Source organism: Bacillus sp. RC240, from assembly GCF_044907945.1.
Taxonomy (GTDB): domain Bacteria; phylum Bacillota; class Bacilli; order Bacillales; family Bacillaceae_G; genus Bacillus_A; species Bacillus_A mycoides.
In genome coordinates this window covers 367425-384130 of the sequence record NZ_JBIYCT010000001.1, presented here as the reverse complement: position 1 = coordinate 384130, position 16706 = coordinate 367425, and the positions used below count along the sequence as shown (strand labels likewise).

Below are 16706 nucleotides of genomic sequence, written 5' to 3'. Positions count from 1 at the left end.
TCGTTATTGTTAGTTTCGTTGCAATGGGGTACTACTAATAATAAATCTTGTTTACATACGAACGTTAGATTGGGATATCGAAAACGACCTATGGAGGAACCACAATGACTACTCTTCGAAAAAAAATAATGGGACTAACATTAGCGGGAACGGTAGCACTATTTACATTAGCAACAGGAATCATAATGAACGATAATGAGGTAAAAGCTGAGGTAAAAAAAGCAGGAAAGCAACCTAAAAATGTGATTTTCATGGTTATAGATGGGACAAGTTCTTCTGCTACAACATTAGCCCGGTGGTACAAAGGTTCACCTCTTGCGCTAGATCAAATTGTATCCGGAGGTGTTCGTACATACTCAGCAGAATCGGCTATTACGGACTCTGCACCAGCAGCCACAGCTTTAGCGACAGGAAATAAATCAAATTCAGGCTACGTGGGCGTATTACCTTCTGTTGTGAATTCACCTGGCTTAGAACCAGTGAAAGAAGAATGCAAGTTTCGTCCAGTTGCCAACATCTTAGAAGGCGCAAAACGTTCCGGCCGCGCGACAGGAATCATTGCTACATCAGAAATTCAACATGCTACTCCGGCTAGTTTCTCTGCCCACCACGTTAACCGTAAAGATTTCGAAGTACTTGGTGAACAGCAAGTGTATCAAAATATAGAAGTTGTATTAGGTGGTGGAAAAGCAGCACTTCAGCCTACGACAAGCAACGGAATTCGTAAAGACAACGAAGATTTAGTAAAAGTGATACAAGACAAAGGGTACGACTTTGTCGAAACAAAAGATGCGTTATTAAACTCCAAATCAAATAAAATCTGGGGTTCTTTCTCTAATACTGCCCTTGCGTTCGATATGGATCGTAGAATAACCAATCCTAAGCAGCCAACTCTTTCCCAGATGACGAGAAAAGCAATTCAAACATTATCAAAAGATAAAGATGGTTTCTTCTTATTTGTAGAAGGTAGTAAGGCAGATTGGGCAGCACATGCAAATGATCCAATCGGGATGATTAGCGATGTATTGGCATTTGATGATGCAGTTACAGAAGCATTAGAATTTGCGAAGAAAGACGGTAACACTATGGTCATTGCTTTAGCGGATCATGGTAATAGCGGTATTTCCATTGGTAACAGCAATACCACAAAAGGCTATGATACTACACCAGTATCAGCTTACATTGCCCCACTGAAAAAGGCGAAAATGACACTTGAAGGTGCTACAAATAAACTAAAAGATGATTTATCTAATATAAAAGAGGTCGCTGCTCTTTACGGTTTAGACGACCTAACTGAGGATGAAAGAGAAAAGTTAAACGCTGCACATAAGAAAGCTGATGTAGGTCCAATCCTTACTAAATTATTGGCCAACCGTGCGAACATCGGTTTTACAACTGGTGGTCATACGGGTGAAGATGTATTCTTATACTCTTACGGTCCTCAAAAGCCATACGGTTTAGTCCAAAATACAGACGTTGCGAAAATAATGGCCAAAGCAATGGGCTTTCAATTAGGAGAATTATCTAAGAAATTATTCTTAGATGCTGAAACATCCTTTAAACAAATTGGTGCAACTGTAACGATTGACAAAAAAGATGTACGAAACCCGGTGCTTGTAGTAAAACGCAATAATACGGCGGCCAAATTGTTTGTTAATAAAAACATTATCTATATTGGTGGGAAAGATTATGAATTAGGAGGCATCGTTGTAGAAAGCAACGGGAAATTCTATGTCCCTGAAAAAGCAATTCAACTATTCACAAAGCATTCTCGCTAAATTTAAAAACAGACATAAAAAAACGCTATCCTTTCTATAGAAAGGGTAGCGTTTTTTTCGTTATATGGATACAAATTTATCTTATTAAATCCATTCAACAATAGTATCCATAGTTTGTCTTGTTTTATTAAATTTTGGTTCTCCTTTACGGTATCCGAATGCAACCATAACTGATACCTCAAGATTATCATCTTTTAAAATTCCTTCTTGACGAAGTAAAGAATCTACTTTTTCTTTATCGAATCCTTCCATTGGACAAGAATCAATACCGATTTGAGCTGCACTAGTCATCATATTAGCTAAAACAATATAAGATTGCTTTGATGACCAATCAAATACAGCACGTTCGGAGTCTAACAATTTAAAATCCGATTCTTGGAATTTTTTGAAGAATTCATATCTCATTTGTTGGGCTTCTTCAGGCAATCCAATAATATCTTTCATCATGTGCTGAATATACTCTGCATCATAGTGCATATCTTTGATGTTTCTTGAAAGAACAATGACAAAATGACTTGCTGTTGAAAGTTGCCCACCTGCTCCCCATGAATATGGTAATAGTTTTTCTCTTAATTCTTTATTTTGTACCACAATAAATTTCCAAGGCTCATATCCAAAAGAAGAAGGAGATAATCTTCCTGTTTCTAAAATAAATTTAAAATCATCTTCTGAAATTTTCTTCATAGGATCAAATTCTTTACATGCATGTCTAAAGTTAAAAGCTTCTATAATTTTTTGTTTTGTGTTAGTCATAAAAAATCCTCTTTTCATTAATTTATTACTCAACTAAATTATATTTTTTAAGTATCAACGTTACAAGTACGCACATTTATGTGCTATAGTATCAAAAAAGATACTATTGTTAAGGGAGAGTCTTTTTATGATTAGTTCAAAAGAAGATGATGTAAATTATCCATTTTTAAATAAATATTCTTGTCCAGTAGAAGCTATGGTCGAGGTTATTGGCGGAAAATGGAAAGGTGTTATTCTTTATCATTTATTAGATGGTAAGAAACGATTTAATGAATTAAAAAGATTAAAACCTAATATCACCCAAAGAATGTTAACACTTCAACTTAGAGAACTTGAAGCAGATGGCATCGTACATCGGGAGGTATATCGTGAAGTGCCCCCTAAAGTAGAATATTCGTTAACTGAACTTGGCGAGTCATTACGTCCAATTATCCTTTTAATGATGGAATGGGCGACTAATAATATGGAGCAGGTTTTGGAAAGTAGAGATAACAATAAATAGTATTTAAAACCTGTAATTAGCCATTACAAACAACTCAAAAAAGATTGCCTCTTAGTATACAGGCGATTTTTTTTTGAGTAAAAGGATTATTTTATTTAACTTTTTGTCAATATGTTGCGTTATTTGTAAATTATTGCTTACTTTTGTAAAACATAATATTTATCTATTAATATATTCACCTTAATTGGTTGTTATGTGTTTGAGAGCAAATCTCAATTAAAAACCATAAGGAGTGTTTGTCTTGAAAAAATTCTTAGCTATCCCTGTAATTGCTGCATCTCTTATCGGCTTAGGTCAAACTTCAACATTCGCGGCAACCGAAGAAACAAAGGTAAGTCCTGCAAGTACTGAGTCTAATCAAGTGCAACTTCCACCAGTTCAATATGCTTTAGAGGCTAATGAAGAATTCGCTTTTTACGGTTCAGGAATTTACAAATTTCACCATGAAGGCGGGAAGGATCTAAGAGTTTTCCTTAAAAATATTGGTAATGAAACTTTCAGTTATGATTTATATAATTCTAAAGGTGGATGGTTATCAAACGGAAAGTTAACACCTGGACAACAAACTATTAATGAATTTAGTACTGAGTGGTCTGATTGGCTTCCTAATGGTAAATACCAGATTGTATTTAAAAATAACAGTGGTGCATTTTCTAAAGTCAAAATTGCTGCAAGAGCACTAGACGAGTTTGAAAAATAGTACTTTTGGAATAATATTACCGATTGGAGCAGTTAGCTTTTGCTAGCTGCTCTTCTATTCTTTTCGTATTGTTGCTGCCATAAAGTATGGAGGACCATTCTTTCCATATTTCATTACCTCGTCAATATCCTGCAATTGTTGGATACCTTCCTCATCGTTACGATCACCAGGAATAATAATTGATGTGCAATATAATGGTGTAACTGACTCCTCATCATATGGCGACTCTTCAGCGAGATAAAACTGAGCTACCATTGGAAGTTCTTCTCTTTTACAGATTTCAAGAATCTGCTGCATTAACGGTGCAATTTCTTCATCATAAACTTCCTCTTTATCGTACATATCAATCCATTCCCCTTTTCTACAAAATGAAATTTTTGTAGAAAATAATGAACTTTAAAAACTACTAAATTGCAAATATAAATACAAGGGAGCGTTTTATATGACTTCCTATCAAAAAATATCTTTAATAGTTATCACTCTTTTTTATCATTGTGATGTTCCTTTTAAATGAAGTCTTTATTTCTTAACACCCAACGAGAATGTACAACAAACTAAAAAGGCCTACTCACACGAGTAGGCTTTTGAAACTATGAAAGCTTCGTTAATAATTGATTTAAATCTTTTTTCGTTTTCGTCGTTAATGACTTCATTTTATTAATATCGATCTTTTCTTTCTCCGCTCCTACAATTAACGGATACATACTTTGGCCAATTGTTTTATATTCAGTCGGATGTGATGCTTCTAACTCTTTTTCAATGACATCCCACTTCTCATTAATTTGTTTTCCAAGTTTATTAACTGTTTCTAATTTAGGATTTGCAGCTAATTGCTTGTCCAAGCTTTCAATTAATGTAACGACTTCTTTTACATTTGTTTTCACAGCGACGCTTTTCTTCGGATCTTTCGTTGTTTTTCCGTTATTGTTTGTACTTGTACTTTGATCTGTTGTTTTTCCGTTGTTGTTTGTACTTGTACTTTGATCTGTTGTTTTTCCGCTAGTAGTTTGATCATTCGTTTTTCCTGTCGTTTCTTTTTCTTTTGTTGTTTTGCCGTTACTTTCTGTTCCTGATGATTCCTTTGTATTTTTTGCATCCTTATCTGTTTTTTCATTCGAAGAAGTATTTGTGTCTTTTTCAGTATCTTTCGTTGTTTTTGACGCTTCATCTGCACTTGTCGTTTTCGATTGCTCTTCATTTTGTGCAGTTGCCTGATCCTTCTTCGCTGCATCTTTATCTGTGGAGGTACTACAAGCTGCCATTGTAAGCATTGTACCAATTGCTACTGATGCGATAGCGACCTTTTTCATTTTCATAAAAATCCCCCTATGTTTACAATTTTATCCTTCTCTTTACGATTCTATTTCCCCTTAAAAAATCCCTTTTCATACGAATCACCATCTTTCCGACAGTAATCTTCATAATAATACGTACAAAAAACGATAAATTCATTTTAATATTCGAGTTTTTTCTACTACATTTTCCTCCTCTGTAGCAAAAGAAAAAGAGTATGTTGTCACATGAAGATTTACAATCTACAAATGACAACATACTCCCCTATCAATTTTTTATCTTTCTTGACATTTTATTTATACAAAAAACAAAATAATTACTAATTTTTTTATTTCTCAACAATTGTTAACATAATATTTTTATGAATAACCACCGTTCGAATGAATGACTTGCCCAGTAACCCACTTCGCTTCTTCACTTACTAAAAAAGCAATTAAGCGTGCCGCATCCACCGGTTCTCCAACTCTTCCTTGCGGGAATTTCCATACTAAATGATGCTGTAATTCCTCTGTAATCCATCCTGTATTCGTCGGTCCTGGATCAACAGCATTGACTGTAATCCCCTTCTCCATAGCAACTGGTGCAACTGACTTTGTAAATGCTTCTATTGCTCCTTTCGTTGCTACGTATGCTAGTTCATCTGGCATCGGGCCTAATGACTGCCCAGAAGTAAGATTTATAATACTTCCACTCGTTTTAAGTGAAAAATGTTTAATAAATAATGAACTTAATAGCATAGGAGCACGAACATTAACCGTATAATGTTTATCTAGCTGTTCTACATCTAACTCTTCAATTTTCGTATGAGTAGAATACGCCGCATTATTAATAAGAATAGATGGATCCCCTAAACGTTCTGATACCATATACAATACACGATTAGGCGAATAAGACTGCGATAAGTTTATTTCTGCCATTTCACATCGAACGCCGTAACTTTCAATTTCCTTTTTCAACAAAAAGGGCTCTTGATCATTCATTCTCCATGGCATCGCTTTATCATACCGAGGCCAGTACGTGAAAAAAATGTCTATCCCATTTTGAGCAAGCACCTTGCATACAGCTGCACCAATTCCATTCAGACGAGTTGCCCCTGTTACAATTGCTATTTTCTTCACCCTTTCTCCTCCATCTATGGATAAATCCCCTGCACGAATACAGAGGATCTACCTTTTTAATTAATATTTGACAATATACGCTCAGCGCCTAATTTTAAAATTTTAATAAAGATATAATTTACAATCGTAAACATTACAAATAAAACGATAAACATAATCCAAAGTCCTACTTGAAGGAAGAAGTATAATACACTTACACCCGCTACAATAACTAAAGCTATTAAAATATTAGCTAAAAAATTCCACAAAGTTGTATATCGACTTTTAAATAATTTCTGTTCTGTATCCCAATGAATATCTGCAGTTTGTGCATCCCAGCGTGTACCGATTAAATTAATTAACAATAAACCGTTCGCACTTAGTAAGAACCAAAGTATCATGAAGACTGGCGAAATACCTGCTACAACTGCCATTGTAATACCGAATACTCCTAAAATGACTACATTAATTAACCAGGCCGTTATCGCTTTCGCAAAAAAGATATCCGAAGCCTTTACTGGTAAGTAACGATTCACAAACCAAGAGCTTCCATCTCGTGAGAATGACGTTGTTGCAATAACGTTACTCCCCATTAAAAATAAGGATGCACAAAGGCCCACACCAATTGCGAAACCTGCTGATTCTGGATTATCAATATACCCTGTAATCCATTTTAAATTTCCATCTTGTACAAACAAAACAAAGAACAGCATAATTGGCATAACGAAAGTTTGCACAATACAATTTAAGAAAAATTGTGGCGTACGGAATAACGTTTTAAATTCTTTTTTCACATATGCTTTTAAATGAGAACTTTGTACTGTTGATTTCTGTAAACCTTCTGCTGAAATTACCTCTTTCTTTGCTGTACTCGTTGAAAGTCCAATAACCCCTTTTAAATATGTACGCTCTGCAATGTAATAAAACAAACCGAAAAATGCGATAGAAATAAGAATGTATATTAGTACGTATAATATTCCCTTCCACGATGCATTTTCTACTAATCCCATTGCACCAAAATATGTAGTTGGAAAATAATTTGTCATTTGTATGAAAAGGGAGGATTGATTATTTGTAAGATAATTCGCAACTGAATCTCCAGCTCCAGATACTGCACTTTTATTTCTCCATTGCATAAATACATTGATTCCGACGATAAATAGTATACTTACGATTCCAATAAATATACTTCCTCGATCTTTATTTTTCGCTATATTCGTATACCTCATAATAATTGTCATAATTAACGAAGCTAAAACTAGCGGAATGATCGGGAAGAATAAGTAAATGACAATCATATAAATGTAATATGTAATGAAAGCACCACTCTTTAAACCGTAAGTAATAAAGATAGGCAATAAAATAAACGAGCTCATTACGTATTGTGTAATTAACACTGTAAAGAACTTTGCCGAAATAATTTGCGCTGGTTTTAACGGTAACGGTAGCAACATTTCAACATCATTACTATAGTAAAACACTGTTAAAATGTTCATAATACTCATCAAAAATACCCATATACTAGCAACTGCTAATCCCATCGCAATAACAATTCCTGGATCCTGTCCGAGGTGTATCATTCCTGCATATATTCCATGGGTCATCGAACCGAATATTAAAAAACCTACAAATAAAATGGCTGCAAATGAAAATAAATACGCCCATCTTTTCTTTTTATCTGTTATGAAATCTGCATAATTTAATTTCAATAATACTTTCGTTAACGTCCAAATTTTACTCATTGCCCGTCATCTCCAAGAACATTTTTTCAAGTGATTCATTGGATTCAAAATGATCTCTCATTTCATTTAAATTCCCTTTAAACTGAAGATTTCCCTTATTAATAATCGCGACGCGGTCACATATTTTTTCAGCTACTTCTAATACGTGTGTCGAGAAAAATACAATCTTCCCTTTATCAGCATGTTCTCTCATCATTTCTTTTAAAATATATGCAGATTTCGGATCAAGACCTGTTAACGGTTCATCTAAAATCCACACATCTGGTTCATGTACAAGCACACCGATAATAACAATCTTTTGTCTCATACCGTGTGAATAACTTTGAATTTGATCAGATAAAGCATTGTACAGATCAAACTTCTTCGCTAATGACTCTATTCGTTCTTGTCTTACTTCCTTCGGTACTTCATACATATCAGCCATAAAGTTTAAATATTCAATCCCTTTTAATCGTAAAAACATATCCGGGCTATCTGGAACATAGCCAAATGTTTTCTTCGCTTCCATCGGATTTTTCATAATATCTTTACCGTTGATTGTAATGGTTCCTTTGTCCACCCCATGAATACCAGTAATCATCTTAATTGTCGTTGATTTACCCGCACCATTCGGTCCTAAAAACCCAAAGATTTCTCCGCTCGGTACAGATAAACTTAAATCTTTTACTGCATAGTTAGATCCATTATAACTTTTTGACACATTCAAAATTTCGATCATTACATCCAATCCTTTCCTTAATTACCAATTAACTATATTAACATTATAGCATACTTATATTTTTAGATTTTTATATTTTTCAGTTTTTTCAACCTTTAAAATAAATATAAATTCCTAATCCAACGATTAAAACAACGGCTAGTATTATATAAATCATCGTAAGTCGTTTAATATTTCCTGTTGTCGCTTTACTATAATTCGCATCACCATTTCGCCCAATTAACACCGTTCCAATTACAGTAATAACTACAAGTAATATAACAATCATTATCCCAGTTAACATTTCTTCCTCCCCCTCCTTACATCCATTTTACGATATTTCCCTTTTTATTTTACAGAATATTTAACCTTTTTTACTATTATTATGAAATAAATCGTAAAACTATTATTACTATGAATTTCCATATGTGATATATTTATAACATATAGTGATTTATCCCGCATTAACTGACAGTAAGACTCCCACCTCAAAATTCGGCTGGAGCAAAGAAGTTAGGTGGGAGCCCTGCTGCCCGTAAACGCCCGATTGGTGAAGGCTAATAATCAGTGGGGGATGAACACCCCCCACTGATTAAAGTTTCACTTTATTTCTAACATCGAAAGGAGAATCTATCATAAAAACGACTTGGATAAAATATTTAGGATTTCTCGGTTTCTTTGGGTTTCTCGGATTTTTTTATGAAAAAGGATTGTTTACTATGTTTTGTTTTTTCTCCTTTTTCACGACGTATAGAAAAGTTCATCACGATGAGCTTTTTGAACAAATTGTCAATAAATCTTGCCGCAACGCCTTTATCGTTACGTTATTAACTACCGCTATCATTATGTTTATTGAAATGTTATTTCCGAATCCTACACTACAAGAGATTGATATTGCTCTTATTTTCAGCACACTCATTCTTACATTCGGATTCTCTATCTTCTTTTACGATAAACCAGTTGATGAAATGGAAGATGCACCATGGCGTTCGTAACGAAGATAAAAGAATATCGTGCCAAAGTACATATGACGCAGGAAGATTTAGCGAAAAAGGTTGGTGTACGTCGTGAAACGATTAGCCATCTTGAAAAAGGAAAGTATAACCCTTCCTTACAGCTTGCTCACGATATAGCGAGGGCACTACATAGTACGATTGATGAGGTTTTTATTTTTGAAGATTAATAAAGAGCACCAAGTTTAATATATAAGACTGAATCTACAGTAATAAAAGGTATACTACACGATGACGTATGTTGTTTAACAATGTAGTTTTAAGGTGTATCAACACTTTGCTTGATACGCCTATTTTTATGGTTTTTATCACTACATTCATCAAAGTGACCAGTATGTTGCAACGAAAATACCGTACTTTTTCCAGAACCACATAAAAAATACCAGTATTCTTTCCATGAAGAATACCGGTACTTCTCATTTATCCCACTATTTACGGGCAATAAGACCCCCACTGATTAAAGTTTCACTTTATCACCCATACAAAACCGCATGAAATACGCCTAACAGTAAGTATTGATCCTCTATATAATCCTCATCATATACATTCATCTCGATGTAATACATATCTTCCTCAAGACGAATATTCCAATCTGCGATTACATAGCCCTTTCGTAATAGCTTTCCAATCCCAAGTGAATTTTTGTGAACAACATATTCTTCTGTCTTATATGTAAAAGTAAATAAGAAATTTGCATCCAATAACTTTCCGTCACATACAAGTATTTCATGCTCTGCATCATTATTATCGATGTACGTTACTAAAATCCTTCTTTGACGCTGCCTACTTACATCCTTTGCAATGACGCGAATATTGTTCTTACTATCCTTTATTTCATAAATGATATTACTACCGACTTTCGGAATGAAGTCTAGCACTTTCATCAACGTATTTTTATAATAGCCCCGTACTGCGCCTACTCCTTCGCTTCCATTGTAAACCTCTATCGAAGTTGTATCCGCTTTACTATCACACAGTCGTTTATAAGAAAGCTGCATCATTCGCTCTCCTCTTAAGTACTGATCAAATGTCACAGGATATTCTATCACACGCAGTTCCTTATTTAGTTCATACAAATAGCGTTGAACGCTCTCTACTAATGTTGTAGTTGATATACGCTCTTGAAGTTCAAATTGCTGCCAACTGGAAAAAACTCTCCACTGATCTTCCTCTTCATATACGAATCCGAGAATTACTTCCTCACGGTCACTCGTTTCATAATTCAATTGTTCTTTCTGCCCATGTTGAACTTGTTCCATCCACTGTCCTAAATAAATGCCAAGCTCTGCAACCTTCATGCATGACTTCTGAAAAAATACGCTGTCACCCACACAAATCGTTAAATCCCCTTCGATAAAGCCATTTGCATAAGCAACATACCGTGCCTCATCCTTCTTTGGAATAGCCTTGTCTAACTCAAATAAAAACGTTAACATCCTTCACTCACCTCTAGTTGTTACACAGCTCATACATGACATCGCATCACTCTGAGAAACTATGTATATATGAATATTTAATTATCGAATTATAACACGTGAAAGACCTTAGTATAGTAGCGCTATTTTTGCTTCGCGAACTCCCTCATAATAGAATAACTATCCTTTTATTATTTTTTTCTTGACTTAGAGTTCACTCTAATTATTATAATCAACTCATAGTTCATTCACAATAAAATCAATTGGATAAAATTCAGGAGGGATCGGAAAAGCTAAAATCAAAAGTGGCTGACATTAACGCAGACCTGAATGTTGTCATTCGAACCTTTGATTTATCTGTTAATACAATTGTACATTAAGGTACTAATCAAATAAAAACCTACGATTTCCTGTACGTTAAGAAGTCAGTGATTCTTGCCTTATTTTACTTTCTCTTAATAGTCGTAAAGCTTCTATAATTTATTTAGTACATATAAAAAAGACGGAATCATAAAATCAGCAAATTAGAAAATAAAACAGGATGGGAGTCAGTTATTATGGAGCAATCAAATAAAGCATTTAGCCAGGCATTAGTAAAATCTTTAAGAGGAGAACGAGGACATCTTCCCATCAAGAATGCTTTGTCGGATATAGACGTGGCGCTTGCGGGAAAACGCAGAGAGGAACTGCCTTATTCTATTTATCAATTAGTGAAACACATGACCTATTGGCAAGATTTTCTCTTATTATCCGCTCAGGGGAAGAAGCCTGCATTGCCTGCCCATGTAAAAGAGAGCTGGCCTGAAGAAGAATGCCCTGGCAGTGAGGAAGAGTGGCAACAGATTATTCAGTATTTTCTTCAAGGGATTGAACAGGCATGCACGATCGCCCAAACTGTTCAATTGGACAAAACATTGGAGGAATGGCCTGGTGAAACCCCTGGCGGTGTTCTACGGAATATTGCATCTCATAACTCCTACCATTTAGGAGAAATTGTGCTGATTCGCAGATTATTTAGTGCTTGGCCACCGCCAACAGGCGGATATCCGGTCTAAACAAGGAAAGGGTTCCACCCCATGCCCATTAACTTAAGATTTTGAATTACACCCAAAACGAAATTTTTACCACTTTACAGTTATTTATGAGAATTAAATTCATTTTTTTCATTACTGGGGAACAAACATTTTTTAAACTTGATGGAGATAGGGTATAAAAATACAAATTTCATCTCCGAAAAAAATAAAAAAACGATTGCTTGGATCCTAAGAGGCAATCGTTTTTTTTAGCTGTTTGTAATGACCAATTACAAACAGCTAAATATATTATTTAGTGTTATTTTTGTTTTTTTTCAGTAAAATTTTTTTGACTTGATACCATCTTTTTTTGTTCCATATCATAGTATATGAACTTATATGAACGATTTTTCAAATATATCTACCGTAACTTAATATATATCAACTAATCGAAAAATCTTAACTCTATTAAAATGAAACTACCTTTTCTTCCGCCACTTCCGCAATTTCTAAAATTTGTAGCAGGTTCTCCACTTCATAGGTCGGCTTAACGCCTGCCGTATTTTCTTTCAGACTCGGATTATACCAACACGTATCAATACCGTAATCTTCTCCGCCTTTCATATCAGAAGTTAGCGAGTCTCCAACCATTAGTACACTTGATTTATCAGTAATCCCAAGCTTTTCAAACGCATAATCAAAAATCTCACGCACTGGTTTTTGATGGCCGACTTCTTCAGAAATAATAATATAATCAAAGAAGTTACATAAAGGCGAATTTCCAATTCTAGATTGTTGCACTTTTGTATATCCATTCGTAATGATACCTAACTTGCAGTCTTGAAGGTTCTCACATAATTGCACTGCACCATCTATAAGATGTACTTCTTTTCCTAAGTTTTCAAGGTATACGTCACTAAAACGCTGCGCGTCTACTTCTATATTATGAAGAGCAAATAATTGTCTAAATCGATCTACCGCTAATTCACTTAGCGTAATCATTTTATTCTCTAAATCTCTCCATAATCCATTACTAATCTCTTTATAACTTGCAAGATAATTATTATACCCTGTAGGCATGCCAAATTGTACAAACGCGTTATGTAATGCGTTTCTTTCTGTTTCAGGGAAATCTAATAATGTATCGTCTACGTCGAATAGTATTACTTTGTATTTCATGATGTTCGCCTCAATTCCTATATTCTCATAGCTTAATTATAGCAACAATAATAAAAGGAGCCTAATCCAATCAGCCTCCCTCCTCATTATTTATCCCGCATTAACGCCCGATTGGTGAAGGCTAATAATCAGTGGGGATGCCCCCCCACTGATTAAAGTTTCACTTTATCTTCTAGCAATAACACTTTCATTTCCTCTAACGATTCTTTCGTAAAGCCAAGAGCTTTTTCAGCGTATGCTTCCACTGATCCATATTGCTTTTTAACTTCATCAATCGCAGCTTGTAAATACTCAGCACGTGCTTCAAACATTGCACCTAATATTGCTCTACTTTCGTCGTTCTGTAATTTCGCACCTAAAAAGGCCATCATTTTTTCATTTAACTTTTCACGGAAACCGTTACTTAGTAAGTAGTCTTCCATTACTGTTTTTTCCGGTACACCTAGTAAAAGTAATAATAATGCTGAGCCAAATCCTGTACGGTCTTTTCCAGCTGTACAGTGGTTTACTAACGGTAAGTTTTCCGGGTTTTGCGCTAAGTTTAAGAAGCTCACGAATGCTTCATTACCACTTACGAAATCTTGATTCATTTTCACAAGATACTCGCCTGGTTTCCCTAACATAGAAAGGTCACCAACTTGGAAAAATTCATTTATATTCAAGTCTTTCGCCAAGTCTTGCATAACTGGTAAGCATACTTGGCGAGCGCCTGTAATATCTGGATTTGGCTTATGTTTCACTTCAAAATCTGTACGGTAATCACAAATTAACTTTAAGCCCGACTTCTGTAAATACTCGATATCCCATTCTGTTAATCCTGCTAATTCTTCAGAACGATACAATTTACCCCATTTTACTTTACGGCCTTCAGTCGTTTCATATCCTCCCATATCACGGAAGTTAAACGCACCTTGTAATGGCAATCTACGCTCAGCTACTGTCACTGCTTGTCCATTACTTCCTACTAGTCTAAAATATGGACGCTCATTTTCACTCGGGTTTTCAATTGTACATGCTGAATCCCCACTTACTGTTACAAGTAATTCTCCATTTTCTTCAATATGATTTGGTGAAGTACTCCAATAAATACGAACTTCTTCTATATTATTTTCCCACTTTATATGTAACGTATTATCTTCATTTCGTTCTACAGTTGCTTGTAGCCAATTTCTTTGTTGCTTCATACTTTCACCAACGCTTTCTTCGTATAGTCTAATCCTTCTCTATTGTATTATAGGAACGCTTACTTTGTCGTTTCGATTTTTCTTTTTATCTTACAAACATGCAAAAAGTTCTTTTACTTGTTCATAAGTTGTACACGGATTCCCGCTAAATGAGTTCGAGAGAGTAAGCCATCCATCCTTCTAAAACCTTCTCACATATCGCTCAGTAGAGCTCAGCTGCTGACATCCGTTCTTTTCAAAGACATCCTTCATCCACTCGTTTTGTACATTTGTCTCGCCAATATAATAAGATGCGCCTATTTCTTTTAAGACAAACATTGCCCCTGTAAAGAATGCTGCTTCATACCCTTTATTTCGCATATTTGGAGCGACTGCGAAATACATAAGTTTTCCTTCTTCTAACGTACCTCTTTCAATATGCGGGATTACAATTCCTATTGGCTCTTCATCGATACTTGCTGTTAAACAATGTTCTTTCCATTGCCCACCTATTTCTTGTAGCATCGTATTTACAAATTGATCATAATCGATTTGTTCTCCCGTCACTTCATTCCACAGTGAATAAAAAGCGTCTTCGCCCATCTCTTCAATAAGCTTAAAATCAATATCACTTTTTATATCTTCCACTTCATATATATCCTTAAATACAATCATGTTTTCAGTAATATATTCAAATGAATACGTTTCGAAACATTTCTTATACACATCATAATTTGGGCTTTTTGAAGAAATCTCAAATTGAAATTCTTCTATTCCATCTTTTTCAGCTTCAGCAACGCAATATTGCATTATCTCTTCTAATTGCTCTTCTGTAAAAACCTCTGCATCATTTTCTTTTATCATTATAGAAGAAGCATTTTTTCTTATTTTAAAATGTTTTTCTAACTGTTCTATAGTCATCATATACTTCCCTCATCTATGTCATACTCGAATTTCTACTTGTTCTCCTTGCATGAGCAGGATTGTCCTTGAATATATAGAATACTAGAAAACATCGCATCTTTAAAGTGCGGAGGAGGTTCTCCATTGGATATTACAGCGCTGCAACAACAGTTAGAGCTTATACAACAAAATGACTATACGCAACTGCAACATATAGATATTAATGAGTTAACGCTCAATATGCTTCAGTATATCGGAACAACTGATAGTTACGTTCGTTACCAACTTATATATAAATGTTTTGCACATTTCATTCATCATGAATTCCTTATGGATGATCAGTTGAAATTACTTCTACAAACTTGTTTAAGTGATGAGTATTTATATTGTGACATTCACTCCCCACTTACAGATGGGGTTTTCACTCGTTCTTATACTGTTTCGTTACTTGCATTAATACTCCAATTCGCTAACTCGCACTACTTTTTTACAGAGGAGGATATCGAAGAAATAAAAAACAAACTCATTACATACACAAACTTAGAAATGGATTTTCGAGGCTATATTGAAAATAAAGGATGGGCTCATTGTCTTGCCCACGTATCTGATGCCTTTTCTGAAATTGTTCACAATTCCTATACGACCTTTGAATGGTACGAGGAATTAATTCATTGTTTATTAAATAAAATTTTCATCCCATCGGATCTTTTTCATAATAATGAAGATGAACGAATTGTTACACCGTTACTATCTATGCTATATCATGACTTCCCACAAGATGAGTTAATTTCAATTATTTATAAAAAAATAAAAAGGCTTCCTCAAATTAGAAAACGCCTTTCCCTTAATGAGTATTGTATTTTATGCGCAAACATTAAAATCTTTTTACGCACATTATTTTTTAGAACAAAAGATGATCATAACTTAGCATTTACAGCACGTAAAACAGAAAAAATTTTAAAAGAACTGCCTAATTATTATTAAATATAAGGAGAAGAAATATGGGCTATATTGAAGACATGAGAAATCTAGTAGGAAATCATCCACTCATTTTAATCGGATCACACGCCATTATATTGAATGAGAAAAATGAAATATTATTGCAGCTCCGTACAGATTTTAATCGCTGGGGCATTATTGGTGGCGCCTTAGAATATAACGAAACGTTAGAAGACGCTTTACAACGAGAAGTATATGAAGAAACTGGACTTATCATTAAAAATCCAGAACTATTCCGTACATACTCAGGACCTGATTTCTTTCAAATCTATCCAAACGGCGATCAAGTACATGGTGTACTCGTTGTTTATATTTGCCGCGAATTCAATGGTGAACTTGTATGCGACCAAACGGAATCGAAAGAACTACGCTTCTTTCCGCTAGATGAGTTACCTAGTAATCTTCCTCCTGTTATTGAGAAGATTATTACTGACTTTCGGAAGTCGAATTGAACTATTA

At 34.7% G+C, this 16706-nt stretch carries 19 protein-coding genes; 8 read left to right on the top strand and 11 right to left on the bottom strand.

What is annotated here, in order from left to right:
* The first annotated feature begins 104 nt into the window (after positions 1-104).
* A complete protein-coding gene (locus ABH955_RS01920; protein ID WP_404490819.1) occupies positions 105-1778 on the top strand; it encodes an alkaline phosphatase in 1674 nt (557 codons plus the stop codon).
* Between the two features lie 84 nt (positions 1779-1862).
* On the opposite strand, the gene ABH955_RS01915 is transcribed toward ABH955_RS01920, so the two are convergent.
* Complete coding sequence (locus ABH955_RS01915) at positions 1863-2549, bottom strand: NAD(P)H-dependent oxidoreductase (protein ID WP_404456829.1); 687 nt, start codon at positions 2547-2549, stop codon at positions 1863-1865.
* 109 nt (positions 2550-2658) lie between these two features.
* Here ABH955_RS01915 and ABH955_RS01910 point away from each other — a divergent pair, with 109 nt between their 5' ends.
* Positions 2659-3033, top strand: coding sequence for a winged helix-turn-helix transcriptional regulator (locus tag ABH955_RS01910; RefSeq protein WP_016127314.1), 375 nt, complete (start codon positions 2659-2661; stop codon positions 3031-3033).
* A 241-nt stretch (positions 3034-3274) separates the two neighbouring features.
* A complete protein-coding gene (locus ABH955_RS01905) occupies positions 3275-3733 on the top strand; it encodes a hypothetical protein (RefSeq protein WP_016096650.1) in 459 nt (152 codons plus the stop codon).
* Between the two features lie 54 nt (positions 3734-3787).
* Here ABH955_RS01905 and ABH955_RS01900 read toward each other — a convergent pair whose 3' ends face one another.
* The 6 genes from ABH955_RS01900 to ABH955_RS01875 all read right to left on the bottom strand — a co-directional run bounded on the left by ABH955_RS01900 (position 3788) and on the right by ABH955_RS01875 (position 8866).
* Positions 3788-4075, bottom strand: a complete 288-nt coding sequence (locus ABH955_RS01900) for a hypothetical protein (RefSeq protein ID WP_002013976.1) — start codon at positions 4073-4075, stop codon at positions 3788-3790.
* Positions 4076-4323: 248 nt separating this feature from the next.
* On the bottom strand, positions 4324-5049 hold the full coding sequence (locus ABH955_RS01895) for a hypothetical protein (protein WP_002185367.1): 726 nt from the start codon (positions 5047-5049) through the stop codon (positions 4324-4326).
* A 336-nt stretch (positions 5050-5385) separates the two neighbouring features.
* Positions 5386-6144 carry an SDR family oxidoreductase gene (locus ABH955_RS01890; protein WP_404456824.1) on the bottom strand — a complete coding sequence of 253 codons (759 nt, stop codon included), beginning with the start codon at positions 6142-6144 and terminating at the stop codon, positions 5386-5388.
* A 56-nt stretch (positions 6145-6200) separates the two neighbouring features.
* Positions 6201-7865 (bottom strand): putative ABC transporter permease subunit, encoded by a 1665-nt coding sequence (locus tag ABH955_RS01885; RefSeq protein ID WP_404456821.1) that lies wholly within the window; start codon positions 7863-7865, stop codon positions 6201-6203.
* Positions 7858-8583 (bottom strand): ABC transporter ATP-binding protein, encoded by a 726-nt coding sequence (locus ABH955_RS01880; protein WP_002066081.1) that lies wholly within the window; start codon positions 8581-8583, stop codon positions 7858-7860. The genes ABH955_RS01885 and ABH955_RS01880 overlap by 8 nt, the downstream gene beginning before the upstream one ends.
* 88 nt (positions 8584-8671) lie before the next feature.
* Positions 8672-8866 carry a hypothetical protein gene (locus ABH955_RS01875; RefSeq protein ID WP_002066080.1) on the bottom strand — a complete coding sequence of 65 codons (195 nt, stop codon included), beginning with the start codon at positions 8864-8866 and terminating at the stop codon, positions 8672-8674.
* Positions 8867-9197: 331 nt separating this feature from the next.
* Here ABH955_RS01875 and ABH955_RS01870 point away from each other — a divergent pair, with 331 nt between their 5' ends.
* Positions 9198-9557 carry a DUF3796 domain-containing protein gene (locus ABH955_RS01870; protein ID WP_404456841.1) on the top strand — a complete coding sequence of 120 codons (360 nt, stop codon included), beginning with the start codon at positions 9198-9200 and terminating at the stop codon, positions 9555-9557.
* Positions 9545-9745 carry a helix-turn-helix transcriptional regulator gene (locus ABH955_RS01865; RefSeq protein ID WP_002084410.1) on the top strand — a complete coding sequence of 67 codons (201 nt, stop codon included), beginning with the start codon at positions 9545-9547 and terminating at the stop codon, positions 9743-9745. Before ABH955_RS01870 ends, ABH955_RS01865 begins: the two co-directional genes overlap by 13 nt.
* A 303-nt stretch (positions 9746-10048) precedes the next feature.
* On the opposite strand, the gene ABH955_RS01860 is transcribed toward ABH955_RS01865, so the two are convergent.
* Positions 10049-11011 carry a tubby C-terminal domain-like protein gene (locus tag ABH955_RS01860; RefSeq protein WP_404456816.1) on the bottom strand — a complete coding sequence of 321 codons (963 nt, stop codon included), beginning with the start codon at positions 11009-11011 and terminating at the stop codon, positions 10049-10051.
* A gap of 536 nt (positions 11012-11547) precedes the next feature.
* Between ABH955_RS01860 and ABH955_RS01855 the strand changes: the two genes are divergently transcribed.
* Complete coding sequence (locus ABH955_RS01855) at positions 11548-12045, top strand: DinB family protein (protein WP_002013992.1); 498 nt, start codon at positions 11548-11550, stop codon at positions 12043-12045.
* A 426-nt stretch (positions 12046-12471) separates the two neighbouring features.
* Here the strand turns inward: ABH955_RS01855 and ABH955_RS01850 are convergent, their stop codons facing one another.
* The 3 genes from ABH955_RS01850 to ABH955_RS01840 all read right to left on the bottom strand — a co-directional run bounded on the left by ABH955_RS01850 (position 12472) and on the right by ABH955_RS01840 (position 15269).
* The gene (locus ABH955_RS01850) at positions 12472-13182 is read right to left on the bottom strand and encodes a YjjG family noncanonical pyrimidine nucleotidase (protein ID WP_404490818.1); all 711 of its coding nucleotides are present in this window, start codon (positions 13180-13182) and stop codon (positions 12472-12474) included.
* A gap of 152 nt (positions 13183-13334) precedes the next feature.
* On the bottom strand, positions 13335-14366 hold the full coding sequence (locus ABH955_RS01845; protein WP_404456810.1) for a tyrosine-protein phosphatase: 1032 nt from the start codon (positions 14364-14366) through the stop codon (positions 13335-13337).
* 180 nt (positions 14367-14546) lie between these two features.
* On the bottom strand, positions 14547-15269 hold the full coding sequence (locus tag ABH955_RS01840) for a GNAT family N-acetyltransferase (protein WP_002128297.1): 723 nt from the start codon (positions 15267-15269) through the stop codon (positions 14547-14549).
* Positions 15270-15392: 123 nt separating this feature from the next.
* On the opposite strand from ABH955_RS01840, the gene ABH955_RS01835 reads away from it, so the two are divergent.
* Positions 15393-16232 carry a DUF2785 domain-containing protein gene (locus ABH955_RS01835; RefSeq protein WP_404456808.1) on the top strand — a complete coding sequence of 280 codons (840 nt, stop codon included), beginning with the start codon at positions 15393-15395 and terminating at the stop codon, positions 16230-16232.
* Positions 16233-16249: 17 nt separating this feature from the next.
* Positions 16250-16699 (top strand): NUDIX hydrolase, encoded by a 450-nt coding sequence (locus ABH955_RS01830; RefSeq protein ID WP_404456806.1) that lies wholly within the window; start codon positions 16250-16252, stop codon positions 16697-16699.
* Positions 16700-16706: the final 7 nt, after the last annotated feature.

Bases quoted from the DNA above. Each gene is read 5' to 3' on its own strand.
- ABH955_RS01885 (WP_404456821.1), bottom strand. From the start codon at position 7,865: ATGAGTAAAATTTGGACGTTAACGAAAGTATTATTGAAATTAAATTAT.
- ABH955_RS01840 (WP_002128297.1), bottom strand. From the start codon at position 15,269: ATGATGACTATAGAACAGTTAGAAAAACATTTTAAAATAAGAAAAAAT.
- ABH955_RS01915 (WP_404456829.1), bottom strand. From the start codon at position 2,549: ATGAAAAGAGGATTTTTTATGACTAACACAAAACAAAAAATTATAGAA.
- ABH955_RS01855 (WP_002013992.1), top strand. From the start codon at position 11,548: ATGGAGCAATCAAATAAAGCATTTAGCCAGGCATTAGTAAAATCTTTA.
- ABH955_RS01920 (WP_404490819.1), top strand. From the start codon at position 105: ATGACTACTCTTCGAAAAAAAATAATGGGACTAACATTAGCGGGAACG.
- ABH955_RS01875 (WP_002066080.1), bottom strand. From the start codon at position 8,866: ATGTTAACTGGGATAATGATTGTTATATTACTTGTAGTTATTACTGTA.
- ABH955_RS01910 (WP_016127314.1), top strand. From the start codon at position 2,659: ATGATTAGTTCAAAAGAAGATGATGTAAATTATCCATTTTTAAATAAA.
- ABH955_RS01865 (WP_002084410.1), top strand. From the start codon at position 9,545: ATGGCGTTCGTAACGAAGATAAAAGAATATCGTGCCAAAGTACATATG.
- ABH955_RS01880 (WP_002066081.1), bottom strand. From the start codon at position 8,583: ATGATCGAAATTTTGAATGTGTCAAAAAGTTATAATGGATCTAACTAT.
- ABH955_RS01830 (WP_404456806.1), top strand. From the start codon at position 16,250: ATGGGCTATATTGAAGACATGAGAAATCTAGTAGGAAATCATCCACTC.
- ABH955_RS01900 (WP_002013976.1), bottom strand. From the start codon at position 4,075: ATGTACGATAAAGAGGAAGTTTATGATGAAGAAATTGCACCGTTAATG.
- ABH955_RS01845 (WP_404456810.1), bottom strand. From the start codon at position 14,366: ATGAAGCAACAAAGAAATTGGCTACAAGCAACTGTAGAACGAAATGAA.
- ABH955_RS01850 (WP_404490818.1), bottom strand. From the start codon at position 13,182: ATGAAATACAAAGTAATACTATTCGACGTAGACGATACATTATTAGAT.
- ABH955_RS01860 (WP_404456816.1), bottom strand. From the start codon at position 11,011: ATGTTAACGTTTTTATTTGAGTTAGACAAGGCTATTCCAAAGAAGGAT.
- ABH955_RS01895 (WP_002185367.1), bottom strand. From the start codon at position 5,049: ATGAAAATGAAAAAGGTCGCTATCGCATCAGTAGCAATTGGTACAATG.